At 69.9% G+C, this 25,333-nt stretch carries 24 protein-coding genes; 9 read left to right on the top strand and 15 right to left on the bottom strand.

Going from position 1 to position 25,333, the window contains the following annotated elements; genetic code table 11:
* The first annotated feature begins 259 nt into the window (after nt 1-259).
* Complete coding sequence (locus ABD901_RS35565; protein ID WP_345133781.1) at nt 260-442, top strand: hypothetical protein; 183 nt, start codon at nt 260-262, stop codon at nt 440-442.
* A 109-nt stretch (nt 443-551) separates the two neighbouring features.
* Here ABD901_RS35565 and ABD901_RS35560 read toward each other — a convergent pair whose 3' ends face one another.
* The gene (locus ABD901_RS35560) at nt 552-809 is read right to left on the bottom strand and encodes a response regulator transcription factor (RefSeq protein WP_345133778.1); all 258 of its coding nucleotides are present in this window, start codon (nt 807-809) and stop codon (nt 552-554) included.
* 177 nt (nt 810-986) lie between these two features.
* Between ABD901_RS35560 and ABD901_RS35555 the strand changes: the two genes are divergently transcribed.
* The 3 genes from ABD901_RS35555 (at nt 987) to ABD901_RS35545 (ending at nt 3,339) form a co-directional block, all read left to right on the top strand.
* The gene (locus tag ABD901_RS35555; RefSeq protein ID WP_345133775.1) at nt 987-1,514 is read left to right on the top strand and encodes a YdeI/OmpD-associated family protein; all 528 of its coding nucleotides are present in this window, start codon (nt 987-989) and stop codon (nt 1,512-1,514) included.
* A gap of 230 nt (nt 1,515-1,744) precedes the next feature.
* On the top strand, nt 1,745-2,518 hold the full coding sequence (locus ABD901_RS35550) for an SAM-dependent methyltransferase (protein WP_345133772.1): 774 nt from the start codon (nt 1,745-1,747) through the stop codon (nt 2,516-2,518).
* Nucleotides 2,519-2,754: 236 nt separating this feature from the next.
* Entirely contained in the window at nt 2,755-3,339 is a 585-nt protein-coding gene (locus tag ABD901_RS35545; RefSeq protein ID WP_345133769.1) for a dihydrofolate reductase family protein, read from the top strand.
* A gap of 327 nt (nt 3,340-3,666) precedes the next feature.
* On the opposite strand, the gene ABD901_RS35540 is transcribed toward ABD901_RS35545, so the two are convergent.
* Together ABD901_RS35540 and ABD901_RS35535 are read right to left on the bottom strand one after the other, a co-directional pair.
* Complete coding sequence (locus ABD901_RS35540) at nt 3,667-4,674, bottom strand: RNA polymerase subunit sigma-70 (RefSeq protein ID WP_345133767.1); 1,008 nt, start codon at nt 4,672-4,674, stop codon at nt 3,667-3,669.
* A 220-nt stretch (nt 4,675-4,894) separates the two neighbouring features.
* Nucleotides 4,895-5,770 (bottom strand): SDR family NAD(P)-dependent oxidoreductase, encoded by an 876-nt coding sequence (locus ABD901_RS35535; RefSeq protein WP_345133765.1) that lies wholly within the window; start codon nt 5,768-5,770, stop codon nt 4,895-4,897.
* Between the two features lie 666 nt (nt 5,771-6,436).
* On the opposite strand from ABD901_RS35535, the gene ABD901_RS35530 reads away from it, so the two are divergent.
* The 3 genes from ABD901_RS35530 (at nt 6,437) to ABD901_RS35520 (ending at nt 11,075) form a co-directional block, all read left to right on the top strand.
* Complete coding sequence (locus ABD901_RS35530) at nt 6,437-9,169, top strand: FtsX-like permease family protein (RefSeq protein ID WP_345133763.1); 2,733 nt, start codon at nt 6,437-6,439, stop codon at nt 9,167-9,169.
* A gap of 2 nt (nt 9,170-9,171) precedes the next feature.
* Nucleotides 9,172-9,921 (top strand): ABC transporter ATP-binding protein, encoded by a 750-nt coding sequence (locus ABD901_RS35525; RefSeq protein ID WP_345133762.1) that lies wholly within the window; start codon nt 9,172-9,174, stop codon nt 9,919-9,921.
* A gap of 167 nt (nt 9,922-10,088) precedes the next feature.
* Complete coding sequence (locus ABD901_RS35520; RefSeq protein ID WP_345133760.1) at nt 10,089-11,075, top strand: hypothetical protein; 987 nt, start codon at nt 10,089-10,091, stop codon at nt 11,073-11,075.
* Between the two features lie 133 nt (nt 11,076-11,208).
* Here the strand turns inward: ABD901_RS35520 and ABD901_RS35515 are convergent, their stop codons facing one another.
* The 9 genes from ABD901_RS35515 to ABD901_RS35475 all read right to left on the bottom strand — a co-directional run bounded on the left by ABD901_RS35515 (nt 11,209) and on the right by ABD901_RS35475 (nt 19,464).
* Nucleotides 11,209-11,598: an Rrf2 family transcriptional regulator gene (locus ABD901_RS35515; protein ID WP_345133758.1), complete on the bottom strand. Its 390-nt coding sequence runs from the start codon at nt 11,596-11,598 to the stop codon at nt 11,209-11,211.
* 10 nt (nt 11,599-11,608) lie between these two features.
* Nucleotides 11,609-12,568, bottom strand: coding sequence for a sulfate/molybdate ABC transporter ATP-binding protein (locus tag ABD901_RS35510; RefSeq protein WP_345133756.1), 960 nt, complete (start codon nt 12,566-12,568; stop codon nt 11,609-11,611).
* On the bottom strand, nt 12,568-13,356 hold the full coding sequence (locus tag ABD901_RS35505) for a sulfate ABC transporter permease subunit (RefSeq protein ID WP_345133754.1): 789 nt from the start codon (nt 13,354-13,356) through the stop codon (nt 12,568-12,570). The genes ABD901_RS35510 and ABD901_RS35505 overlap by 1 nt, the downstream gene beginning before the upstream one ends.
* Nucleotides 13,349-14,203, bottom strand: a complete 855-nt coding sequence (cysT, locus tag ABD901_RS35500) for a sulfate ABC transporter permease subunit CysT (RefSeq protein ID WP_345133753.1) — start codon at nt 14,201-14,203, stop codon at nt 13,349-13,351. Before cysT ends, ABD901_RS35505 begins: the two co-directional genes overlap by 8 nt.
* Nucleotides 14,203-15,282 (bottom strand): sulfate ABC transporter substrate-binding protein, encoded by a 1,080-nt coding sequence (locus ABD901_RS35495; RefSeq protein ID WP_345133752.1) that lies wholly within the window; start codon nt 15,280-15,282, stop codon nt 14,203-14,205. Before ABD901_RS35495 ends, cysT begins: the two co-directional genes overlap by 1 nt.
* A 98-nt stretch (nt 15,283-15,380) precedes the next feature.
* On the bottom strand, nt 15,381-16,982 hold the full coding sequence (locus ABD901_RS35490) for a Na+/H+ antiporter (RefSeq protein ID WP_345133749.1): 1,602 nt from the start codon (nt 16,980-16,982) through the stop codon (nt 15,381-15,383).
* Between the two features lie 74 nt (nt 16,983-17,056).
* Entirely contained in the window at nt 17,057-18,439 is a 1,383-nt protein-coding gene (locus ABD901_RS35485; RefSeq protein WP_345133747.1) for a permease prefix domain 1-containing protein, read from the bottom strand.
* Complete coding sequence (locus ABD901_RS35480; protein ID WP_345133745.1) at nt 18,436-18,810, bottom strand: PadR family transcriptional regulator; 375 nt, start codon at nt 18,808-18,810, stop codon at nt 18,436-18,438. Before ABD901_RS35480 ends, ABD901_RS35485 begins: the two co-directional genes overlap by 4 nt.
* Before the next feature lie 84 nt (nt 18,811-18,894).
* Nucleotides 18,895-19,464, bottom strand: coding sequence for an adenylate kinase (locus tag ABD901_RS35475; RefSeq protein ID WP_345133908.1), 570 nt, complete (start codon nt 19,462-19,464; stop codon nt 18,895-18,897).
* A gap of 322 nt (nt 19,465-19,786) precedes the next feature.
* Between ABD901_RS35475 and ABD901_RS35470 the strand changes: the two genes are divergently transcribed.
* On the top strand, nt 19,787-19,966 hold the full coding sequence (locus ABD901_RS35470; RefSeq protein ID WP_345133743.1) for an O-methyltransferase: 180 nt from the start codon (nt 19,787-19,789) through the stop codon (nt 19,964-19,966).
* Here ABD901_RS35470 and ABD901_RS35465 read toward each other — a convergent pair.
* The 3 genes from ABD901_RS35465 to ABD901_RS35455 all read right to left on the bottom strand — a co-directional run bounded on the left by ABD901_RS35465 (nt 19,944) and on the right by ABD901_RS35455 (nt 24,691).
* A complete protein-coding gene (locus ABD901_RS35465) occupies nt 19,944-21,419 on the bottom strand; it encodes a class II fumarate hydratase (protein ID WP_345133741.1) in 1,476 nt (491 codons plus the stop codon). The genes ABD901_RS35470 and ABD901_RS35465 overlap by 23 nt on opposite strands.
* A 4-nt stretch (nt 21,420-21,423) precedes the next feature.
* Nucleotides 21,424-23,139: an NAD-dependent malic enzyme gene (locus ABD901_RS35460; protein ID WP_345133739.1), complete on the bottom strand. Its 1,716-nt coding sequence runs from the start codon at nt 23,137-23,139 to the stop codon at nt 21,424-21,426.
* A 79-nt stretch (nt 23,140-23,218) separates the two neighbouring features.
* Entirely contained in the window at nt 23,219-24,691 is a 1,473-nt protein-coding gene (locus ABD901_RS35455) for a catalase (RefSeq protein ID WP_345133737.1), read from the bottom strand.
* Nucleotides 24,692-24,888: 197 nt separating this feature from the next.
* On the opposite strand from ABD901_RS35455, the gene ABD901_RS35450 reads away from it, so the two are divergent.
* Nucleotides 24,889-25,308, top strand: coding sequence for a hypothetical protein (locus ABD901_RS35450; RefSeq protein ID WP_345133735.1), 420 nt, complete (start codon nt 24,889-24,891; stop codon nt 25,306-25,308).
* Nucleotides 25,309-25,333: the final 25 nt, after the last annotated feature.

The raw sequence follows: 25,333 nt of genomic DNA, 5'->3' as shown, positions 1-25,333 counted from the left end.
ATGACCGACGCTGCGATCATGCCGAGGAACATGCGCCGCAAGCTGCGACGGATGCCGCGTTCCCACGACGCCGTCGAGGCCTTCGACGCCGCCGGGCCCGATCCCACCGTGGTGGAGACGTTCGCGAAGCATCGGCGGGCCGCGCGGCGGTGGGCCCGGCGCATGGGCAGGCTCTACTGGCTGGGCTGCGCCGGCTTCGTGGTCCTGCTCTTCACCGCCGCCCAAACTCCCCGCCTGGCTGCTGCTCGTCGGCCCGCTGGTGGCCGCCGTCAGCGGCACCGCCGCATACGCCATCAGCCGCGGCGAGCTGGTGGCGCCGAACGAGTTCCCCGTGCGGTACCACGGAAGCGCGCAGAAGGCGTACGGGGCGACGTTCATGGTTTTCATCGCCCTCTTCGCCACGATCCTCACCGTCTGGGCCGGGTACGACGTGTTTAGCTAGCGTTGGGGAGCGGCGGCCTCTTCTCGTGGCACTTCGACATCCATGACCGCACCTGCGACCCATGTTCGCGTCACCGTGACAAGCGCCTTCCCGAACCGGGAGAGGAGCCTCATCCAGATGCGTGTGGGGTGCCCGAGAACAAGGCGACCGCGGGCACGCCACCGCGTCCGGTCCGGCTCCACTCCGTGGCCAGCTGCACGAGCCCTCGCCGGTCCACCGCACCGAGCTTGCGCAGCATGGAGGAGACGTGGGTCTCGACGGTGCGGACGGAGATGAACAGCCGCGCGCCGATCTCGGCATTGCTGAGATGCTCCCCTACCAGGGTCAGCACCTCGGCCTCCCGGCCAGAGATCCCTTGAGCTACCACGGGATCCATCCTGCCCTACACGCACGGCCGGCTCCGTGTGGTCTCCGTGGTCGGCACGGATGTGGGCCCGCCGCAGCCAGGAGAGGCTCTAGGCGTGGCCATCACCGGCCACACCGAGTACCTCACGCCCCAGGAGCCAAACATGATCAAGACTGTGCTGCACCCCGTGTCCGACCTGTGAACGCCATCATGCTCGGCGTCAAGGACCTGGATCACGCCAAGGAGTTCTATGCTGGAGGCCCAAACTTCAAGATCGACAAGGAGTACGTCGTGAAGTTTCGAACCCTCGTCGAGCCACCCGAGCCCATGCGGGGGCTGGAAGTCCCGCCCAAGGTGGTGGAGGCGCTCGGCGGGGGCGCGCGGCCGGCAGTGACCATTACGGTCAACGGGCATTCCTGGAAGAGCCGGGTCGCCATCATGCGAGGCCGCCACCTGCTCGGCCTCAGCAACGCCAACCGGCAGGCCGCCGGTGTCGCTATCGGCGAGGAAGTCGAAGTCGAACTGGAGCTCGACTCCGAGCCGCGCGTCGTCGTCGAGCCCGCGGATTTCGCCCAGGCTCTGGACGACGACCCGGTCGCCCGCGCCGCATACGACAACCTTGCGTACAGCCACAAGCGCGAGCATGTGCGCGCCATCGAGAGCGCGAAGAAGCCCGAGACGCGCCGACGGCGTATCGAGAAGGCCATCGCTACCCTGCGGGGCTGACCCCTGAAAGCAAGACTCCGGCGGCAATGCAATCGCCGTCGGAGGTATCACCCTGCCCAACTTCTCCCGAAGGGACAAATATTCTGTCGAACGCCTCATGGCCGGCCTGTACTTGTTCCTGGCCTTTGCGTTCGCGCTTGGCGCCGTGACCAAGTACGCCTGCAGGTCCTTGCTGGCAGGGTGAGCAAAGGGATTGCATGCCTGCGTGTGACCAGCTTTGATCGGTACCCGTGACAATCGTCGATGAGCTTGCCTGCCCAGATCGGTATCCGCGCTCGTCCCGGTATGACCCGGCCTGGCTGCTCGACCTGGACATGGGGCCGAACCCGTTGTGGCTGCTGGAGGACCTGGCCCGGGATCTTGACCTGCGCCCGGGAATGCAGGTCCTGGACCTGGGCTCCGGCAAGGGAGCGACGTCGGTGTTCCTGGCCCGTGAGTACGGCGTCCAGGTCGTGGCGGCCGATTGGTGGATCGCGCCGGATGAGGCAGCGGCCGTGTTCGCTGACGCTGGCGTTTCCAGCCAGGTGACCGCCGTGCGGGCCGAGGCGCACAACCTGCCGTTCGGGAAGGACAGCTTCGACGCCATCGTAAGCATCGACGCATTCGAGTATTTCGGCACCTCTGACTGGTACCTGCCATACCTCGTGGGGTTTCTGCGGCCTGGCGGCCAACTCGGCGTGGCGACGCCGGGAATGACCCAGGAGGTCCGGGAACTCGGGGCGATCCCGGAGCGCATCAAGGAACTGTTCGGCTGGGAGCCGATCGCCTGGCACACCGCCGAGTGGTGGCGCTTTCAGTGGGAAGTCACCGAACTCGTGACCGTCACATCGGCACGACTGCAGGAAGATGGCTGGCGGGACTGGCTGCTATGGACACAGGCGGTGGCCGAGCACACAGGCGACTGGGCCGGCCCACAACACAATCGCCAGGCGGTGATCGACCTACTCGCCGCCGACGCCGGCGAGTTCCTCACCTTCGCGATGGTGACAGCGAGGAAGAACTGACGAGCAAGCTCCGCGCAGTCCGCTATGGACAATGATCTTGGAGAGCCGGTCATGGGTGCGCCGCTGCCCGTACTAGGGTGAAATCGAGATCCGGTGGGTGCTGCTCGAGCCCAGCCGAGTGCGCCGTGCCGAGTCCGGAACGCGAGGACTACCTGCGGACGCAGATCGCGCACCGATTAGGTTTCCGCGCCGCGCCCGTCTGTACGTGCGAGACCAACTCACGGGAGGCTGGCACGATGCGGAAACTGATCTTCGGCATGAACGTGACCCTGGACGGCTACATCGCCGCGCCCGGCGACGACCTCGGCTGGAGTGGGGGTGAGGGACCGGACTCGTCGCCGAGCGACGAGCTGTTCCAGTGGTGGTCCGACCGGGTGGCGGCGACGGGCCTGGCGCTGTATGGGCGCAAGCTGTGGGAGGCAATGAGTCCCCACTGGCCTACCGCCGACCAGCAGCCCGGCGCCACACCGGCGGCGATCGAGTACGCCCGCCGCTGGCGGGACATGCCGAAGGTGGTGTTCTCCTCGACCATCGACAAGGTCGACTGGAACACCCGCCTGGTCACCGGCGACGCGGTCGCCGAGATCACCCGGCTCAGGGCCGGGGACGGCGGCCCGATGGACATCGGCGGAGCGACGCTCGCCGGGGCGGCCATGCGGGCCGGGCTGATCGACGAATACGTGCTGGTCACCGTGCCGGTCTTGGTGGGCGGCGGCACGCCGTTCTTCACCGCGCTGGACAGCTGGGTGAACCTGACCCTGGTGGAGACGCGGACGTTTCCCGGCGGCGTGGTGCTGACCCGATACGAGACGAGGCGATGAGCACGGGCCAGACGATCGGGCTCGTGAGGCCAGGTCGAAGTCATTCCTGGGGCTCACCGTGCCCCTCGGCTATGAGGGAACCTTCCCCCGGCGCCTTCCTTGCGTTCCGAGTGAGCTGTTGACCGACTCGCTGGAGATGAGCGACGACGGCGTCGTTGATCGTGACGATGTTCTTCGGGCATCAAGATGCCCCGCCGGCAACGCCGGCGGGGCGGTGGTGTTCGCGTTGTCGCGTTGGTGTTCAGCTGGTCGGGTTGCTCGTTCCGCGGTGACTTCGGTGACGGCGGCCCGTGGCGCTGGACTCGTCGACGATGGGGACATGTGTGATCACAGTGTCGGGGGCAGGTCCAGCCATGGTTTGCCGGTGGCGTCGAATCCGGTGAGCTCGGCGATCTTCCCGTCGACGATGTGCAGGACCGCGATGTTGAACAACCGGTACTCCGGGTCGTCGGGGGTGCGGAGGTACAGCACGGCGGCAGGCATGCGGTTGACCGTCGTGGTGATACAGCGCCAGTCGTCGTAGCCGCGCCGGAAGAGCCCACCGGAGACCCAGCCGTCCACCGCGTCCTTGGCCGTGATGACCGAGGTGCCCGCCTCGGGCAGCATCACGAAGCGCAGGTCGTCGCGCAGCAGGGACATCAGCCCGTCGAGGTCGTTGCGCTCATGGGCGGCGATATACAACTTCACCACGCCGCGCTCGTCATTCGACAGCTCGTGGGTGGCGGGTCTCCGCCAGTCGAGGCGGCGGTCGGGCAGCTGCTCGCGCATCGTCACACGGGCCCGCTGCAGTGCGCTGGTCACCGATGCGACGGTCAGCTCGAGGGCGTCGGCGGCCTTCGCCGCCGGCCAGCCGAGGACGTCGCGCAGGATGAACACCGCCCGCTGCCGCGGCGGCAGGTGCTGGACGGCGACGATGAACGCCAGCTCGATCGTTTCCCGCGCCACCACCGATTCCTGCGGGTCCTCGGGGAGCATCCGGTCGGGGTACGGCTGCAGGTACAGCACCTCGGAGCCGACGTCCGCCAGCCCGGACGGTACGGGCGTGCGGTCGTTGCGCTTCTCCAGGAAGTCGAGGCAGGCGTTCGTCGCGATCCGGTACAGCCAGGTCCGCAGGGCCGCGTGGCCCTTGAACGACGCCCGCTTGTTCCACGCTCGCAGGAACGTCTCCTGCGTCATGTCCTGGGCGTCCTCGTAGTTCGCGAGCATCCGGTAGCAGTGCACCTGAAGCTCACGCCGGTGGCGCTCCGTAATGAGCGCAAACCGCGCCGTGTCGTCTGAGCGGACCGCCGCGATGAACGCGGCCTCGTCGGCGCCCAGCAGTCTGGCGTCGGTCATGGTCATCAATCCTTCCACCGGTGCGAGAGGCTAACAGAACTGACGACGTGACGGAGGATTTCTAATCGGCGAAGCCGCTGACACCGGGCCGTTCGCCAGGCCGGACGGGTCGGGTCGATCCATCCGGGACGTGCTCCGGGTCGGGCACACCCTCGATGTCGAGGTGGGGCCAGCACGGCTAAGCGGTCCTATCGGGGTGAGGTCACCACGGCGCGCCCGGCTACCAATCGATCTCGGCCGTCAGGAAGGGTTTGCTGTCCGGGGCCTCTTTGCGGGCCTGTAGGACGCGCGTGGCGGGTGCACCGACCGGCACGCGCAGCGGAGGCTTGGGATGTTCGATCGTGTCGGCCACTGTGGCGGCCACCTCCAGTGGCGTGACGGATTCGCCACGGAGGACATCGAGCGCCTCTAACAGTGGGGTGTACGGGTCATTCTCCTTGAGGAACACGTTGGCGCGCTCAGCGCCTCCTGAGGACACCACACCGGGCTGCACGATGCTCACCTTGATGCCGAAGTGGCCCGTCTCGATGGCGAGCGTCTCGGCGAGCGCTTCCAGTGCCCATTTGCTGGCGGCGTAAGGGCCGATCAGCGGCAGTACGAGCCGCCCCTGGATGCTGGAGACGAAGACGAGGCGGCCGGCTCCTCTTTCACGCATTGCCGGAAGTACGCCTTGCGCAACCCGCAGCGCGCCCAGGGTGTTGAGTTCAAAGAGCCGTTGGACCTCGGAGATCGGGACGCTCTCCAAAGGCGCGCGCACAGTCTCGCCGGCGTTGCTGACCAGTACATATGGGTAGGCGAAGTTCCACATGGGCACGCCGAGCACGATGCGGTCCGCTTGCCGGAAGCGTGCCGCCAGCTCCTGGATTTTGTCCCAGACGGCGGTCTCGGCCTGGTCCATCGGTTCCTTATTCACGCCTTTGTACTTCGCCCCGATGGCCTCCTGGTCGAAGTCTGGCAGCATTTCCTCCCAGACGTTCAAGGTGTCGACCATGACCCAAGGACAAGTCTGACGGTAGGCTTCGATGAACGCGCTGGTGACGGTGATAGATGCAGACCTGGATCCGCGCGGAGAGGATTCGATGTTGAGTAGACGCATGGCCTTACCTCGAAAATGTGCTATCACGAACGTAGCTGGGCCGTGTACCAGTCACGGCTGAGTTCAGCCGCGCGTCAAGGCTGCTGCACGCAAAACCGAACGATCTGGGTACTACAGTGGCCAGCGCCCAGCGCCTGCCCGCCCGGCATACTCGACGTTCTGGCCTCGTTCGCCAACAGGGCCATATGCCCGTTGCTCACGCTCAGTAAACAGCGAGCGGCGCTCCTGGCGAGAGAGTCCTCGCCGGTCCCTTAAAACGAGTTCACCGTTGCGGTAAGGGCAACCGAGCTGAGCAGCTACCGCTACCGGCCGATGTGGGCGCAGCGATCACCGCCTGGCTGCGGCGCGCAGTCCGCGCACCGCTGAGGCCCGCAGCGTGTTCGTTCGGGTGCGCGCCGCGCACCGGACGTTGAGCACCGGCGGGGTGACCAATTTCGTGTTCGACAATGCGCGGCGCGCCGGACTGGGGAAGGTGCGTGCTCATCGGCTGCGGCATACCGCGGCCACCGCGATGCGTCGGTGGCCGTTCTCATACGCGGCACCGTATCGCAGCCGAATACCTGCTTCAGGACCGCATGGTGGATCGGCGTAGATGAACCTCCCTCTTGCATTGTCACAATGCATGGCGGGAATATGATTCATGCCACGGGGGAGGAGGACCGCGCGATGATCCGGTTCGTCTGGTCGCATGTGCGCGGTCGTGCGGGACGGTCACTGGCGCTGCTGGCCGGTGTGCTGGTGGCGACCACGGGCTTCACCGTGCTCAGCGGGACGACCGCCACCGCGCGGCTACAGGTCACGGGCGTGGTCAGCGAAAATGCCCGGGCAGCCTACGACATCCTGGTGCGCCCGGTTGGCACCCGGCTGCCGATGGAGACCGATCTCGGCCTTGTGCAGCCCCACGCGATGTCAGCCCTCTATGGCGGGATCACCATGCGGCAGTACGAGCAGGTGCAGCACCTCGCCGGCGTTGACGTCGCCGCGCCGGTCGCCGTGCTGGGCTATGCCAACACCAGGTATTTCAGCGCATTCGACATCACGGACGTGGTCGACCCTTCGCTGGATGGGCAGATCATCCGGATCGACCCGACGTTCTCCGCCGATCGCGGGCTGAGCCGCGCGTCCGGCCAACCGTCCTTCGTGTACATCACCAAGCATCGGCTGTCCTGGCCGATCCTCGAGCAGTCAAGCACCTCCCGTTCCACGTTCTTCGGTGGTGAGGTGCTGGGACGGGACGAGGTCTGCCACGGCAGTGTCGCCGCGCTCGACCTCGACGCCGCCGGTCAACCGACGCGGATCTGCGGCATCTACAGCACGAGCGTGGCAACAGAACGCGGGTTCAACACGGTCGAGGTCGTCCGGCTGCGCCCCGACGGGAAGTTCGAACGGGGCCGGTCAGCGCAGCCGCCAGCGGTCACCGACCGCCTGGTGGCCACGGTGCGACGAACGCTGTCCGTCCTGGTCGCCGGCATCGATCCGGTTGCCGAGGACCGCCTCGTCGGCCTGCGCAACGCGGTCGATACCGGGCGATACCTCACGCCGGACGATCGCGTTACGCCGGGGCAGGACTTTTCGGCGCTTCCGGTGCTCGCGAGCAGCCGCAGCTACATCGACTCTTCGGTGGAGGCCGCGTTCTCCCGCCTGCCGCCGGACACGCCGATAGCCGGCATATCGCGTTTCGACCTGGGGTCGCACCTGGGTGCGGTCCCGCCTGGAAACACCCTCGCTCGGCAGAGCGTCGGCGGCGAGCCAGGCCTGCAGCAACTGCTTGCCGACGATCCGGCCAACGATGTCAGGATGTCGTCGTTCGTGCGGGCCGGCGCACCGCAGTACGACCGTGCACCGGACGGCACGCTGGTGGTACGCACCGTGGACCCCAGCGTGTCGGCCTACGACACCTTCGTCGCGCCGTGGCAAAGCGACGATACGACGTTTCGCACGTTGACCGAGGAGGTGCGCACCAGGCAGTTCATCGCCGGGCGGGTCGTGGGCACCTACGACCCGGCGAAGCTGAGAGCGTTCAGCGAGCTGAGCCGAGTGCCGATGGAGACCTACGAGCCGCCCGGCGTCACCGGCGCCGACCAGCGCTCGAAGGACCTCCTCGGGGGCAATACCCTCGCGCCCGAGGGCAACCCGAGTGGCTATGTTGCCGCGCCCCCGCTGCTGCTGACCAACCTCGCCGCGCTGTCCTCGGGTGAGCTTTCGAGCGCCGCGCCGATCAGCGCGATCCGCGTGCGGGTCGCCGACGTGACCGGTTTCACCGAGACGTCGCGGGAACGCGTCCGGGTCGTCGCCGAGCAGATCGCCACCCGAACCGGCCTCGAGGTCGACATCACCTACGGCTCCTCGGCCACGCCACAGACCGTCGAGCTCGCCGCCGGTGTCTATGGCCGCCCGGTCCTGCACCTCAACGAGGGCTGGTCGAAGAAGGGTGTCGCCGCCGCCATCGTCAACGCCGTTGACCGCAAGAGCGTCGTGCTGTTCCTGCTGGTGCTGGTGGTGTGCACGCTGTTCCTGGTCAACGCGGTGGCCGCCGCCGTGCGGGACCGAAGGTCCGAGTTGGCCGTGCTCGCCTGTCTCGGCTGGCCCGGCCGACGGATCGGGCTGGCTATCCTCGCCGAGGTCCTCGGCATCGGGCTCGCCGCCGGCCTGTTGGGCCTTGGCATCTCCGCGCCGCTCGGGATCATCCTCGGCGTGAGGCTCACCTGGTCACATGCCGTGCTGGCCGTGCCGGTCGCGCTCGGGCTGACCCTCGTCGCCGGGATCGTTCCAGCGGTACGGGCGGCGCGCACACACCCCGCCGGCGCGCTGCACCCAGCGGTCCGCCGGCCGCGGCGCCCTCGACGGGCGCGCACCGTGCTCGGGCTCGCCCTGACCAACCTCGGCCGGGTACCAGGGCGCACGCTGCTTGGTACGGTCGCCCTCGCCATCGGCGTGGCCGCGCTGAGCATGCTCATGGCGGTCACCTTCGCGTTCCGCGGCGCCATCGTCGGCACCGCGCTCGGTGACGTCGTGTCGCTGCGGGTGCGGGGGGTCGACACGGTCGCGATCGTGGCGACCGTTCTGTTCAGTGCGGTTGCTGTCGCTGACGTGCTGTACCTCAACATCCGCGACCGCGCGCACGAACTGGCGAGCCTCCAGGCGGCCGGCTGGTCCGCCGCCGCGCTCGGTCGGCTCGTCACGTATGAGGGACTGTGCATCGGCGTTCTCGGCGCGGTGCTCGGTGCAGGCGCCGGTCTTGCCGGTGCGAGCTTGCTCGTCGGCGGCATCTCCGCCGGCCTGGTCAACGTCGGCGTGCTCACCGCACTGGCCGGCGTGCTGGTCGCCGCCGCCTCGGCCGCCGTACCGGCACTGCTGCTTCGCCGCCTGCCCGTTGCCCAACTGCTTGCCGAGGAGTGAGCATGCCCGAACTCTCATCCTCTGGTGCCAAGATCTCGATCGTCGGGATGGCCAAGACGTTCACGGCGGGCGATGCACGGATCGCCGCCATCGACGACCTTACGCTCGACGTCGCCGCCGGCAGCGTCGTGGCGGTCACCGGGTCGAGCGGCTCCGGCAAGTCGACCCTGCTGCACCTGATCGGTGCGATCGAACGGGCCGACGCCGGCACGATCGTCATCGACGGCGTCGACGTCACCGCCCTGCGGCGCGGCAAGCTCACCGCGTACCGGCGTGGCATCGGCTTTGTCTTCCAGCGCTACCACCTACTGCCCGCGCTCACCGCATTGGACAACGTGATCGCGCCGGTCCTGCCGTACCGCGTGCGGTACAACCGCACGGCACGCGCCCGTGAACTGCTCGACGCGGTCGGGCTGGCCGGCCGTGAACGGTCGCTGCCCTCACAGATGTCCGGTGGGCAACAACAACGGGTGGCCATCGCCCGCGCCCTGATGGGCGAACCGAAACTCCTGCTGGCCGACGAGCCGACCGGCAACCTCGACTCGACCAATGGCGCGCACGTCCTCGACCTCCTGCTCGATCTGCGTGATCAACGTGGCATGACGATCCTGCTCGCCACGCACGAGCAGCACGTCGCCGCGCGCTGCGACCGCCTGATCAGGCTCACCGACGGACGCCTCGTCGAGGATCTCGACCTCACCGACGGCGAAGACCCGCAGGCCACCTTTGAGCGAGCCACCCGCCTGCGCTGATGACGCACGACTCGCCATTCCAGATCACAAAAGGCGTTACCGCAGCGCAGCTACCGAACATGGCGTTGCTGGCCGAGCGCCCGGCTTCCGGACCGTGTCCGAGTGATCGTCCGGTGGCGTCGGCATTGCGACGGCGGGGGCGCGGGCGTGGCCGCAGAATCGGCGGGGTGCCGATCCGTCGCCTCGCCCTGTGCGCCGTCCTGCTGCTGACCGCCTGCGGTGGCGCCAAGCCCGCGAACCAGGCTCCGGTGGCGTCGCCGAGCCCGTCGGCGCGCAGTGACGTGATGGTGTACGAGCACCAGCGGCCGGCGAGCCTCGAGCTGCCGTTCATCCGCATCCTCGGCGCGAACGAGGCCAACCTCAGGTGGCCGAAGACGGGGCTGCACCTGGAGATGATCGGGGCGAGCGACGCCGTCGACCCGCTCATCGGCTCGCCGGCGCCGGCGAAGGGCGACGGGCAGCAGTACGTGGTGGCCTTCGTCGGGCAGGCGCCGGCCGGGTTCGCCTCGCGGCGGTTCACCGACGCCGTGGTGAAGGTCGGCGGGGTGGCCCGGGCCGTGCCGCCGTTCGCCAGCCAGGCGTTCATCGTGGTCGCGGCGCCCAAGGACGCCGTCGTGCGCCTCGAGCTCACCGACACCGAGCGGATGCAGTGGATCGACCTGCGCACCGCCGAGGTCGGCAACGTCATCCCGGGCTACGACCCGCGCAAACGCGACGGGGCGTCCATCGAGTGTGACCTCGCGAGCCCGAACAAGACGATCGACGACTCAGCGCTGGTGCTCATCACGAGCGCGACGCTGGAGCCGTGGGTGGAGGGGCGCGGCTGGGCCGCCAAGGGCAGGATCTGGTTCGATCTGAGGCTGCAGCTGTGGTACTCCCGCAACGGCGTCGCCTTCGCCCTCGACGGGCCGGCCAGCGTGACGGTGACCGGGCCGGAGGGGCCGATCCCGGTGTCGCTGCCGCTCACGTTCGGCGGGCCGTCGCAGCAGGACCCGCACACCGGCGAGTGGGAGCTCGTCGCCGACGTCCCCGAGGGGATCACCGTCGCGCAGCTGGCGTTCCGGCCGAAGGGCACGATCGCGGCGAAGGGCGTGGCGGTGCCGAAGTGGACGGCCGCGTGCGAGAGCGTGACCGACGCCTTCAGCTTCGAATGATCTCGCGGATGCGCGCGACCGCTTTGGCGAAGTAGCGGTGCTCGGTCGCGCCGGCCGGGGGAGAGGTACCTGCCGGTGAAGAAGCCGAGCACGGTGCCGGTCACACGCCGGGCCAGGGGCGGCGAGGCCCGGGTCAAGCGCCATGGTGCATGAGGTCGGCGAGCGTTACCGCGTCAAGGTAGTCCAGGCGGGCCCGGTTCGCCCGTTCCCAGAGGCGGCGCAGGCGGTCGATGGAGGGGTCGGGTGCCGCGCCGCGCAGCACTGTGGCGCCGGGGCCGTCGAGCCGGCGCACGATCTCGCCGAGGGTCAGCTCCGCGGCCGGGAGGGCCAGGACGTAGCCGCCGCCCGTGCCGCGCTGGACCTGCACGAGGTCGGCGCGGCGCAGGTCGGCGAGCAGGTCGTAGAGGTACCCGGGCGGGATGTCCTGTGCGTCGGCGACGTCCTGGGCCTTGATGGTCTGCGGCGCGGCCGCGGCCAGGGCGACGAGCGCCCGGACCGAGTACTCGATGCGCTTCGGGACCATGGGGTCGGCGTCAGGCGGCGGCCAGCGTCCGGGCGTCCGCCGACGGGCTGAAGTACACCGTGTCGCCCGGTTTGACGTCGATCGCCTTCGCGCCGGTGCGGGTGAGCTGCGCCCACACGTCGACGTCACCGGCCCGCGCCTCGATGCGCACCTCGAACCCGAGCGACACGACCCGCGTCACGACCGCCTCGGTGCCGCCGTCGGCCGGGTCACGCGAGAGGGCCACGTCGTGCGGGCGGACCAGCTGGCCGTCGAGGCGGGTGACCGGGCCGAGGAAGCTCATCACGAACGGGTTCGCCGGGTTCTCGTAGATCTGGTGCGGGCTGCCGACCTGCTGCACGACGCCGTCGGCGAGGACCACGATCTCGTCGGAGACGTCCATCGCCTCCTCCTGGTCGTGTGTGACGAACACGGTGGTGACGTGGACCTCGTCGTGCAGGCGGCGCAGCCACGTGCGCAGCTCCTTGCGCACCTGCGCGTCGAGCGCGCCGAACGGCTCGTCGAGCAGCAGCACCTGCGGCTCGGGGGCCAGTGCCCGGGCCAGGGCCATGCGCTGGCGCTGGCCGCCGGACAGCTGCGCGGGGTAGCGGTCGGCGAACTGGTCGAGGTGGACGAGCTCGAGCAGCTCCATGACCCGCTTGCGGATGTCCTCCTTCGGGCGGCGGCGGACCTCGAGGCCGAAGGCGACGTTGCGGTACACCGTCATGTGCTTAAACGCCGCGTAGTGCTGGAACACGAACCCGACGTTGCGCCGCTGTGGGGTGAGCCGGGTGGCGTCGACCTCGTTGATCCGCACTGTGCCGGTGTCGGGCTGCTCGAGGCCGGCGATGACCCGCAGCAGCGTGGACTTGCCGCCGCCGCTCGGGCCGAGCAGCGCGGTCAGCGAGCCGGAGTCGATGTCGATCGAGATGTCGCGCAGCACCGGCGTCTTGCCGAACGACTTGTTGACGGAGCGGACTTCGATGGCCATCAGTCGTTCTCTTTCGGCCGCAGGAGCTTGGTGATGAGCAGGATGACGATCGCGATGAGGGCCAGGGCTGTGGCGGTGGTGAACGCCGCGGTCTGGTCGTAGTTCTGGTAGCGCTCCTCGACGTACAGCGTCGCGGTCTGCGTCTGCCCGACGAGCCGGCCGGAGACGACGGCGACGGCGCCGTACTCGCCGAGGGCCCGGGCCAGGCACAGCACGACGCCGTAGCCGAGCGCCGCACGGATGCCGGGCACGGTGATGCGCCGGAACGCCTGCCAGCGGCTCGCGCCGAGGGTGTGCGCGGCCTGCTCCTGCTCGTCGCCCATCTCCTCGAGGACCGGGACGATGGCCCGCACGACCAGCGGCAGCGACACGAAGATCGTGGCGAGGACCATGCCGGGCAGCGAGAAGATGATCTGCAGCCCGTGGTCCTCGAGCCAGCCGCCGGCGGGTGCGAACTTGCCGTATACCAGGATCAGCGCGAGCCCCACGACCACCGGCGACACCGCGAGCGGCAGGTCGATCAGGGCACCGAGCAGGCGCTTGCCGGGGAAGCGGTGCCGCACGAGCAGGATCGCAGCGCCGATGCCGAAGATCGTGTTGGCGAGCACGGCCCAGATCGCGACCGACAGCGTGACGGCGAACGCGTGCGTGAAGTTCGGCGAGGTCAGCACGTCGGCGATGCGGCCGAGGCCCTTGTCGAAGGTGCGCCACACGACCAGCCCGACCGGCAGGACCAGCAGGAAGAGCAGGTAGACGAGGGCGAGGATGCGCAGGGGGTACTTAGCCACGGCGGGCGCTCCAGCGCTGGAAGAGGTCGAGCACGACGAGCACGATGAAGGCGACGACGAGCAGCACGGTGGAGATGGCGGCCGCGGCCGTGGTGTCGTCGCTCTCGATGCGGCCGAAGATGTTCACCGCCGACACCTGTGTGGAGAAGGGGATGCTGCCGGTGAGCAGGTTGGTCGAGCCGTATTCGGCGATCGCCCGCGTGAACGCCAGGCCGGCGCCGGAGATCATGGCCGGGGCGAGGTTCGGCAGGATGATGCGCCGGAAGGTGGTGAACGGGGAGGCGCCCAGGGAGTACGCGGCCTGCTCCATGTCGCGGTCCAGCTCCTTGAGCACCGGCTGCACGGTTCGCACCACGAAGGGCAGGGTCACGAACAGCAGCGCGACGCCGACGCTGAACCGGGTGTAGGCGAGGTTGATGTGCAGGGGGCTGTTGGTGCCGTACAGCGCGAGCAGCACCAGCCCGGCGACGATCGTCGGCAGCGCGAAGGGCAGGTCGATGAGGGTGTCGACGATGCTCTTGCCCCAGAACTTGTCGCGGACCAGCACCCATGCGATGACGGTGCCCATGACGACGTTGACCAGGGCGACGATGAGCGACGCGCCGACGGTGAGCTCCAGGGCCGCCCAGGCGTCCGGGGTGCGCACCGCCGCCCAGAACGTGTCCCAGCCGCCCTCGGTGGAGCGCCACACGACGGCGGCGAGGGGGATGAGCACGATGAGGCTCAGGTACAGCACCGCCGTGCCGAGCCCGAGCGCCGTGCCGTACGGCCGGCGCTTGCGCAGAACAGGGCCCACCGGGCCCGGCGCAGTGCCGGACCCGGTGGACTTGACGGCCGTGGCGGTCATTACTTGGAGGCCGCCGGGCTCGGGGCGGCGGACTTGGAGGCCGCCGCGGTCGGTGCCGCAGAGGTGGACACGCCGAGCTTCTGCTCGATGGAGGCCATGACGCTCTGGCCCGGGTCGAACAGCTCCTTGTTCACCTTCGACCAGCCGCCGAGGTCACCGATGGTGAACAGGCCGGACGGGGTCGGGAACGACGGGCCGCCGGCGTCCTTGACCACCGGCCGGTAGCCGTTCTCGGCGTAGATCTTCTGCGCCGCCGGCGTGTGCAGGAAGTCCAGGAACGCCTTGGCCTCGGTCGGGTGGGCGCTGTTGGACGTCACCGCGATCGGGTTCTCGATGAGGATCGTGTCGTCGGGCACGGTGTAGTCGACGGCCTGGCCGTTCTTCTGGGCGAAGAGAGCCTCGTTCTCGTAGGAGATGAACGCGTCACCCTTGCCGCTGGTGAACGTCTGCAGCGAGGCGCGGCCGCTGTTGTCCTGCACCGGCACGTTGTGGAACAGCGCGTCGAGGTAGGTCGCGCCGGCCTGCGGGTCGGTGCCCTTCTTCGACTTGGCGCCGTAGCCGGCGAGGATGTTCCACTTCGCCCCGCCCGAGGTGAACGGGTTGGGCGTGAGCACCTGCACGCCGGGCTTGGCGAGGTCGTCCCACGTCTTGAGGTTCTTCGGGTTGCCCTTGCGGGTGCCGATGACCGCGACCGAGTCGGTGATCATGCCCTTGTACTGGTCGGAGTTCCAGCTCGCGTCGACGAGCTTCGCGGTGACCAGGCGGGTGATGTCCGGCTCGAGCGAGAAGGCCACGATGTCGGCCTTGAGGCCGGAGGCGACCGCCCGGCTCTGGTCGCCGGAGGCGCCGTAGGACTGGGTGAACTTGACCTTCTTGCCCGCGTCGGTCTTCTGGAACGCGGCGATGAGCTGCTCGTACGCGGCCTGCGGGGTGGAGTAGGCGACCAGCGCGAGGGTGACCTCGCCGCCGCTGTCGCCGGAGCTTGAGGAGTTGTCGGCGGTGCCGGCGCAAGCGGTCAGCGCGGTCCCGGGGAGGAGTAACGCTGCACTGACAGCGATCGCACGGGTACGCAGCTTCACGGGGCCATCCTTGAGGTCAAAGTCTACGTTGCCTACTTAATGAGTAGGTAATGTAGTGAAGAAGGCGGCCGCTCGTCAATCCCACTCACCTGATGGGATTACTCGCGCCGGTCGGGCAGCACCCGCTCCTCGTGGTCGAGCTCACGTTCGAGGCGGCGCAGCCCCTCGTCGGGCAGGTTGCCGGCGTCGCGCCAGCGCAGCAGCTCCTCGCGCTGCGCCTCGATCGCCAGCCGCTGGATGCGCAGCGCCGACTCGTAGTGCTCCGACACCGGCACCTCGTCGGACTCGGCGCTCTGCAGCACGTCGAGGCGGTGCTCGTAGCGGCGCAGCCGCTCCTGCATCCGGCCGCGCAGCGCCTCGATCGTCGGCGCGTCGCCGGGCTCGTCCTCCTCGAGGTCGTCGAGGCGCTCCAGGGCGGCGTGCACGGAGGCCATCCGGGCCTCGTTGCGCTGCCGGGCCTCGTCGACCTCGTTGGCCCGCAGCCCGAGCCGGCGCACCAGCGGCGCGAACGTGAGCCCCTGCCCGACAAGTGTGACGAGCACCACCACGAACGTGCAGAACAGCAGCAGGTCCCGGTCCGGGAACGGCTCGCCCGCGCCGGTGGTCAGCGGCAGGGTGAACACCGCCGCGAGGCTGATCACACCGCGGGTGCCCGCCCAGCTCAGCGCCGCGATCTCCCGCGCGTTGAGCCCCTCGTCCTCGCGGCGCAGCAGCAGGTGGGCCGCCTGCGTCAGGCTGAGCCACACCGGGCGCAGCAGCAGCGTCACCCCGACGGTGACGGCCACGGCGATCACAACGGTCGAGGTCTGGTACTTCGCCAGCCCGCGCATCACCGCCGGCAGCTGCTGGCCGATGAGCAGGAAGACGATGCCCTCGAGCAGGAAGTCGACCAGCCGCCACACGGCGTTGGTCTGCAGCCGGCTCGCGCCCGTGCCCGACCGCGGCGTGTCGTGCCCGACGATGAGCCCGGCGACGACGACCGCGAGCACACCGGAGACGTGCAGCTGCTCGCCGATGTAGTAGGCCACGAACGGGGTGGCGAGCGAGATCGCGTTGGCCAGGAGCGGGTCGCGGGCCAGGGGCCGCAGCAGGCGTACCAGATAGGCCACCCCGACCCCGACGGCGGTCCCGCCCGCCGCGGCCAGCACGAACAGCCCGGCCGCCTTCGGCAGCGAGAAGTGCCCGCTCACGGCCGCGGCGACCGCGACGTTGAGGATGGTGAGCGCGGTGGCGTCGTTGAGCAGCCCCTCGCCCTGGATGATCGTGACGAGCCGCGGCGGCAGCCCGACCTTGCGCCCGACGGCGAGGGCGGCGACCGGGTCCGGCGGCGCGACGGCCGCGCCGACGGCCACGCCCGCCGCGAACGTCGCACCGGCCACGAACAGCCCGAACCCGGCGCCGACCAGCAGCGCCGTGGCGAAGACGAGCAGCACCGACAGCCCGATGACGATGCGCAGGTTGGCCCGGATGGCCAGCAGCGAGGACTCCAGCGCCGCGCTGTACAGCAGCGGCGGCAGCACGAACGTCAGCACGATGTGCGGGTCGAGCGAGATGTTGGGCCCGGGCAGCACCGCGTAGACGATCCCGGCGACCGCAAGCAGCGCCGCCGCCGGCAGGCCCGTGCGCGCGCCGATCCATCGCGCCGCCGCGATGATCACCACGGCCCCGAGCCCCATCAGCAACAGCGTCTCAGGGTTCACCCGTCGACCTTAGTCGGGCGCGCGCCGGTCCGCGCCGGATCGCGGGCCGGCGCGGACCCTGGCCGACTCGGGGATCAGCGGAAGTTGAACACGGGCGGGAAGATCAGCACGACGAGCCAGGCCCAGACCGCGTACACGGCCAGGTATGACGTCTGCCACCGCTCGATGGCCGCGAACGGCACGTGCCGGCGCAGGAACCGGGTCAGCAGCAGGGCCGACCAGGCCAGGTTCGCCAGCAGGACGACGTTCTCGCCCAGCGCCGCCGCCTTGTTCGGGGTGGTGCCGTACTCGGTGATGCGGCCGGTGATGGCCAGCAGCACGAGCACGTCGATGGCCAGGGCGCTGATGACGAGGGCGAGCTGCAGCCGGTCGAACAGGCCGGGCGGGGCCAGGGGGTCGCGGGCGGACCAGGAGTACAGCAGCAGCCCGAGCACCACCACGAGCAGCACGTCGAACAGGATCAGCGCGTCGCGGTCGACGTCGATGCCGTGGCTGGTGACGACGATGGCGACGAGCAGCGCCAGCAGCGCCGCGGTGAACAGGGGCGTGAAGAGGCGGGTGAGCACCGGGGCGATGTTCTCGACCACGCCCTGCTTCACCTCGACGAGCCAGCCGGCCACGACCACCGCAGCGACGAGGCCGCAGGGCAGCAGCCACTTGCCGACGAAATCCCCGGGGTCCAGGCCGATGGCGTTGAACGTGCCGAAGACAAGGCCGATGAGCACGCCGCCGCCGCTGCCGATGAGCGACATGTACACGAACCACTCGCCGGTGAAGCGGATGAAGTCCATCTGGCGGCGCGAGGAGCGCCAGTCGTCGGCGACGTAGGCCAGGCCGGTGACGAGCCACAGTGCGATCGGCAGGTGCAAACCGCTGATGACGACCGACTGGGAGGAGTCGGCCAGCGGGTACACGTTGGCCGCGACGGCGCCGAGCGCGAACAGCGCCGCGAGCACGCCGATGACCACCCGGGAGGCGCGGCGCCGCCAGGCCAGGAAACCGGCCAGCCACGGCAGGGCGAACAGGCTGATGTTCAGTGCGTAGAACACGCTGTCGGCGTCGTTGCCGCCCCACTGCCGGCCGAAGAGCTCCGGGACCTTGCTCGAGGCGGCGGCGCCCGCCGCGCAGCCGAGCATCACCCACAGGTCCCGGCGCGAGCGGGCGTCCTCGGCCGGGCGGCCGGTGTCGCCGGCGAGCACCAGCTGCTTCCACAGCCGCTCGGAGTGCTCCCGCGCGAACTCGCGCGACAGCTCGTCGAGCCCGCCCATGCGCTTGACCGCGACCAGGAACGCCTCATCGGGGTGCAGGCCCAGCTCGACGAGGCCGTCGACGGAGCCGCGCAGGTGGTCCTCGAGCTCGTCCACGTCGGACGGCTGCAGCGCGCGGTGGCTCTGGACGTACTGCCGCCACTGCGCGAACTGGGCCTCAAGGTCGTCCTGCTGCTCGGGCACGCTCATGCCGGACGCACCTGGGGCCGGGCGGTCAGCGGCCGCGTGTCGCCGGGCCCGAGCCAGATCTCCTTGAGCGCGTCGACGACGGTGTCCCACTGGCGGCGCTGCTCGGCCAGTTCATCGAGGCCGGTGGCGGTGATGCGGTAGTACTTGCGGCGCCGCTCGCCGGCGACGGCGCGCCAGGCCGCCTCGACGTGGCCGAGGCGCTCGAGGCGGTGCAGCAGCGGGTACAGCAGCCCTTCGGTCCACTCCAGCTCGCCGCCGGACAACTCGTTGATCCTGCGCAGGATGGCGTAGCCGTAGCTCTCGCCCTCCGCCAGGATGCCGAGCACCATCGGCGTTGCCGACGCGGCCACCAGGTCCTTGGCGACACGCACGGATCTCACCCCGTCCATACCTAGAAGTTCGAGGCATCGTACTGCTAGGTATCGAAGGCGGCAATCGGCCTGTCGCGAGCTCGCCTATCGGTGGCCGTCGCGCGCCTCCAGCCCGGCGATGACGTCGGCGCTGACGACCTCGACCGGGCGCATCGCGTCGACGGTCAGCAGGATGCCGCGCCGGTCGTAGAACTGCAGGACCGGCTGGGTGACCTCGCGGTACAGCTTCAGCCGCTGCCGGATGACCAGCTCGGTGTCGTCGGTGCGGTGCTCGACCTCGGCCCGCTTGAGCAGCCGGCGCATGAGCTCGTCGTCGTCGGCGGCCAGGTGCAGCGCGACCTCGGCCGTCATCTGCAGCTGCAACGCCACCCGGTAGGCCGCCAGGGCCTGCGCCATGGTCCGGGGCACGCCGTCGAGCACGTACCCTCCGCCGGCCGCCCTCGCCTCGGACAGCCCCTGCCGCATGAGCTCCAGCACCACGTCGTCGGGGACGAGGTCGCCGTGCTCGAGGTAGCGCTGCACACTGCGGCCGAGCTCGGTGCCCTCGGACACGTGCCGCCGTAGCAGGTCCCCGATGGCCACCCGAGACAGATGGAAGTGTTTGGCGATTATGGCACCCTGAGTGCCCTTGCCCGCTCCGGGCGGCGCAACCATCAGGACCCGCACGCGACCACGCTAACGCACTTCGAGGGACCGCGTTTCCGGCGAGATGCGCGGTTCGTGCCTCATTCGGCGGGAAGGAGCGGAATATCGGCGCAGTAGAGGCTCAACAAAAGTCCGTAAGCCGCCCCCGTTTCGGGGTCCGAAACCTCCTGGGCCAACCGCTCCAGCTCCGCGGCGAGGGCCGCCGCCCGCTCCGGGCGCCTGGGGCGCGATGCGCAGGGCCGGTGCGGTCGGTTCGAAGTACTGCTCGGTGCCGCCGCGCACGGTGCGCGCGTGCGCGATGCGCACCAGGCCCGCCTCCAGCAGGATCCGCATGTGGTACCCCACGGTGCCCTTCGCCGCCCCGAGCGCGGCGGCAAGGTGCTCGACCGACACGCCGCACCCGGCACACCGCGGGGTCCGGGCGCTCAACGCCGCGATCGCCCGGGACCCCAGCGGGGAGGCCGTCATGCTGACGGTCCGCGACGGCGTCACCCTCGCGCGCCGCCGCTGACCAGGTCCGCGGTGCCGGGCCGGGTCATGTTCGCCGGCACCACGATCCGGTCGTAGAGCTCCTCGTCGACGCCGCGCTGCAGCGCCGCGTCCTTGAGGGTGAGGTCGTGGTCGATCGCGAAGTGCGCGATCTCCGACGCCTTGTCGTAGCCGATGACCGGCGACAGCGCGGTGACCATCATGACCGAGCGGTCCACGTTGCCGCGCAGCCGCTCCTCGTTGAGCCGCACGCCCTCGACGAGGAACCGGCGCAGGTGGTCGGTCATGTCGGCGAGGATGCGCACCGAGTGCAGGACGTTGCTGATGACGATCGGCCGGAACGCGTTGAGCTCGAAGTTGCCCTCGCTGCCGGCCATGGCCACGGCCGTGTCCGAGCCGATGACCTGGATGCACACCATGAGCGTCGCCTCGGCCTGCGTCGGGTTGACCTTGCCCGGCATGATCGACGAGCCGGGCTCGTTGGCCGGCAGGTCCAGCTCGTGCAGGCCGGTGCGCGGCCCGGACCCGAGCCAGCGCAGGTCGTTGGCGAACTTGAACAGCGTCACGGCGATCCCGCGCAGGGCGGCCGAGGTGCGCACGAGCGCATCGAGGGAGCCCTGCGCGGCGAACTTGTTGGGCGCCGTGACGTACGGCCACCTGGTCAGCTGGGCGATGACCCGCGCGGCGTCGGTGCCGAAGCCGGGCGGGGCGTTCAGGCCGGTGCCCACCGCCGTGCCGCCCATCGCCAGCCGGTACAGGCCGGCCATGGTGCTGGTGAGGTGCACGACGGAGTCCTGCAGCTGCGCGGCGTACCCCGACCACTCCTGCCCGACGGTCAGCGGGGTGGCGTCCTCCAGGTGGGTCCGGCCGATCTTCACCACGTCCGCCCACTGCCGGCTCTTGCCGGCGATCGCGTCGTGCAGGCCGGTCAGCGACGGCAGCAGCCGCCGGTCGATCGCCGTCACCGCCGCGATGTGCATCGCCGTGGGGAACGTGTCGTTGGACGACTGGCCCATGTTGACGTCGTCGTTGGGGTGGACCGGGATCTTGCTGCCCAGCTCACCGCCGACGAGCTGGATCGCCCGGTTGGAGATCACCTCGTTGACGTTCATGTTCGACTGGGTGCCGGAGCCGGTCTGCCAGACGTAGAGCGGGAACTCGCTGTCGAGCTCGCCCGCGATGACCTCGTCGGCCACCCGCTCGATGAGCTGCGCCTTCCAGTCCGGCAGGCGCCCAGCGCGGGCGTTGACGATCGCGGCGGCCTTCTTGACGTAGCCGTAGGCGTGGTACACCTCCTTCGGCATGCGGTCGTCGCCGATGTCGAAGTGCAGCAGCGAGCGCTGGGTCTGCGCGCCCCAGTAGCGGTCCGCTGGGACGTCGACCTTGCCGAGCGAGTCGGCCTCGGTGCGCGTGCCCTTGGCGTCGATGCCGATCGGGACGTCGCGGACGGTGTAGGACTTCCGGTCGTCGTTCACGGCCTCACCCCGCCTCGATGTTGCGGTACCCCGGCTGCCACATCGACTCGCGGACCTGCCTGGCGGTGTCGCTCAGCCGCGCGCGGGCGAGCCCCTCGGACTTGGCCTGGCCGGCGACCGCGGTCGCGACCGCGGCCGACACGTCGCGGAGGTTCTCCACGTGCGGCAGCACCGACGCGCCCGGCGCGGACGCGTCCACGAGCCTTGCCACGGCGTCGGCCGCGGCGTGGAACATGCCGTCGCTGATCTTCGTCGCCCGGGCCACGATCGCGCCGAGGCCCAGCCCCGGGTACAGCAGCGCGTTGTTGGCCTGCCCGATCGAGTAGGTGACGCCCTTGTAGGTGACCGGCCCCACCGGGATGCCCGTGGCCACGAGCGCCCGCCCGTCGGTCCACGGGATCAGGTCGGCGGGCATCGCCTCGATGCGCTCCGTCGGGTTGGACAGCGGGAAGATGATCGGCCGCTCGGCGTGGCGGCCCATCTCCCGCACGATCTGCTCGGTGAAGGCGCCGTGCGCGGTCGAGGTGCCGATGAGCATCGTCGGCCCGACGCGGGCGACGGTCTCGGCCAGGCCGATGCGCCCGTCGCGGGCCCACCCCGAAACCTCCTTCGCCGGCCGGGCGTATGGCACCTGGAAGTCGCGCAGGTCGCGCATGTCGTCGGTGAGCAGCCCCTGCCGGTCCACGCACCAGACCCGCCGGGTCGCCGCGTCGCGGTCGGCGCCGTCGCGGACCATCGCGTCGCGCAGCTGGTCGGCGATGCCCACGCCGGCGGTGCCGGCGCCGAAGACGACGAGGCGCTGGTCGCGCATCCGGGTCCCGGACGCCCGCACCGCGCTCAGCGCCGCGGCGAGCGTGATCGCGCCGGTGCCCTGCATGTCGTCGTTGAAGGTGCAGACCTGGTCGCGGTACCGCTGCAGGATCCGCCGCCCGTTGCTCGGCCCGAAGTCCTCCCAGTGCAGCAGCGCCTGCGGGAACAGCCGGGTGGCGGCGGTGACGTAGGCGTCGATGAACGCGTCGTAGCGCGGCCCCCGGACCCGCCCGTGCCGGTTGCCGACGTACTGCGGGTCGCCCAGCAGCTCGGCGTTGTCGGTGCCCACGTCGAGCGAGACCGGGATGACCCGCGCCGGGTCGATCCCGGCGGCGGCGGTGTAGACGGCGAGCTTGCCGACCGCGATGTCGATGCCGCCGACGCCCCAGTCGCCGATGCCCAGGATCTCCTCGGCGTCGGAGGCCACGATCAGGTCGACGTCGTCGGCGTCCAGCCCCAGGTCGGTGAGCGCGGCCTCGATGCGGTCCGGCTCGTCGATCGACAGGTAGACACCGCGCGGGCGGCGGTACTCGTGGCTGTACCGCCGGATCGCCTCACCCACCGTCGGGTCGTAGACCACCGGCAGCATCTCGCGCAGGTGCTCGGCCAGCAGCCGGAAGAACAGCACCTCGTTGTTATCCTGCAACATCGCCAGGAACACGTTCTTGTGCAGGTCGGTCGGCTGCCCCGCGTACTGCTCGTAGGCGCGGCGCACCTGTTCCTCCAGCGTCTGCACCGCCGCCGGGAGCAGCCCTTGCAGCCCCAGCGCCTCGCGTTCGTGCCGGGTGAACGCCGTACCCTTGTTCAGCAGCGGGCTGTCGAGCACCTCGGCGCCCCGCGCCGAGGTGACCCAGCTGTCGCCCTCGACGCGGAACTTCCGTTTCGTCGACACCAGCGTCGCGGCAGTCATGGCCACTCCCTCCCGTGGAATAGCTCCAGCCCGCCTGCACTACCCACGGCTGGGGGGCTAATCCGCGGCCCGCCGGCCGTCACCGGCTCATGGCCGCCAGCCCGATCTGCTCGGCGACGCGGGCACCGAGGTCCGGGTCGACCTTCGCCCAGTAGTCGCGCACCGCGCGCTCCTGGATGAACCGCTCCACGTCCGTGCCCAGGTGCGCGGCGATGTTGGTGACCAGGTGGTCGCGGTCGGCCGGCGTCATGACGTCGCGGTACAGCCGGCCGGGCTGGATGAAGTCGTCGTCCTCCGGGTGCGCCTCGTACGCGGCGCGCATGATCTCGGCGCCCTCCACCGTCCAGCTCGGGTCGGCGAAGCGCCGCGGGTCGCCGGCCGGGCCGCCGTAGCTGTTCGGGGCGTAGACCGCCTGGTTGCCGTTGTGGTGGTACCGCATCGGCCCGTCCTTGTTGTAGTTGTGCGCCTCGTTCAGCGGCCGGTTGACCGGCAGCTGGGCGTAGTTCGGGCCGGTGCGGTACCGGTTGGAGTCGCCGTAGGCGAACATCCGCCCGAGGACCATACGGTCGGGGCTGGGGCCGATGCCCGGGACCATGTTCGCCACGTCGAAGGCGGCCTGCACGATCTCGGCGAAGAAGTTCTCCGGGTTGCGATTGAGCACCATCCGGCCGATCGGGATCGTCGGGTAGTCCCGGTGCGGCCAGACCTTGGTGATGTCGAACGGGTTGAACCGGTAGCCGGCGGCGTCGGCGACCGGCATGATCTGCATCTCGACCCGCCAGGCCGGATGCTCGCGGCGCAGGATCGAGTCGCGCAGGTCCCGCCGGTGGAAGTCCAGGTCCTCGGCCCGCATCGCCTTGGCCTCGGCGTCGGTCATGTTCTGGATGCCCTGCTCGGTCTTGAAGTGGTACTTCACCCAGAACCGCTCGCCGGCGGCGTTCTGCCACATGTACGTGTCGCTGCTGTACCCGTTCATGTGCCGCCACGTCCGCGGCGTCCCACGGTCGCTCATCAGCACGGTCACCTGGTGCGCCGACTCGGGTGAGAGCGTCCAGAAGTCCCACTGCGCATTGTTGCTGCGCAGCCCGCTGTCCGGCATGCGCTCCTGCGAGTGGATGAAGTCCGGGAACTTCATCGGGTCGCGCACGAAGAAGACCGGCGTGTTGTTGCCGACCATGTCGTAGTTGCCTTCTTCGGTGTAGAACTTCACCGCGAACCCGCGCACGTCGCGGTCGGTGTCGGCGTAGCCTTCCTCGCCGGCCACCGTCGACAGCCGCGCCAGCACCGGCGTGCGCTTGCCGACCTTGTTCAGGAACGCCGCTTTGGTCCACGGCGTGACGTCCTGCGTCACCTCGAAGTAGCCGAAGGCCCCGCCACCCTTGACGTGGTACACCCGGTCCGGCACCCTCTCGCGCACGAAGTGCGCCAGCTTCTCGAGCAGGTAGGTGTCCTGCAGCAGGTTGGGCCCGCCGGCCCCGACCGTCAGCGAGTGCTCGTCGCTGGCCACCGGCGCACCGGCATCGGTCGTCGTGATCGGTCTTTGGTCAGTCATGCCGGTCCTGCTACCCGGCACTCCCGCTCTACACCTGCGCCCCAGCGTGACCTCCTCACCCGGTCTGGCATGCTGAGCGCCCACCGATTGATGATCAGGAGTTCGAAGTGCCGGCTGTGCAGATTTCCTCGGGTCAAGTCACCGCGGCGGCCGGGTTGCCGCGGGTCTGTGCGCGGCACGGGCGAGACGCCACGCAGATGAAGTCGTTGCGGTTCTCGTCGCGGCCGCGGCCGTGGGCCTACGCGCTCATCCCGCTCGGGCTGCTGTTCTTCCTCATCGCCGTCGTGGTCATGCGTGAGGACGTGTGGGCGCCGCGCTGGCCGTGGTGCGGGCGGTGCGGGGTGCTGCGGGTCGTCCGGCTGCTCGCCGGGCTGGCGCTGCTGGCCGGGGCGTTCGCCGTGCTGCCGGGCGTGGTCGACGCGCGGGGCGGTGGCGCGGGGCTTGAGATCGCGGGGCTGATCGTGGTGGCGGTGCTCGGGCTCGTGGTGGTGTCGCGCAGCTACGCCTCGGCCGTTGCGGGGGCGCACGTCTCGCGGGACTCGCAGTGGGTGCGGGTGCCGCGGGCGCACGAGCGGTTCGCCGCGCAGGTGGTTCCGGGGGCCGCGGGGGCACCGTGAGAGTGCCCCCGCGGCCGTGGCGGGA

It is taken from the genome of Dactylosporangium darangshiense (assembly GCF_039537565.1).
GTDB classification, from domain to species: Bacteria; Actinomycetota; Actinomycetes; order Mycobacteriales; family Micromonosporaceae; genus Dactylosporangium; species Dactylosporangium darangshiense.
Note: the sequence above shows the minus strand (reverse complement) of the source record. Positions and strands in the feature narration are given on the sequence as shown.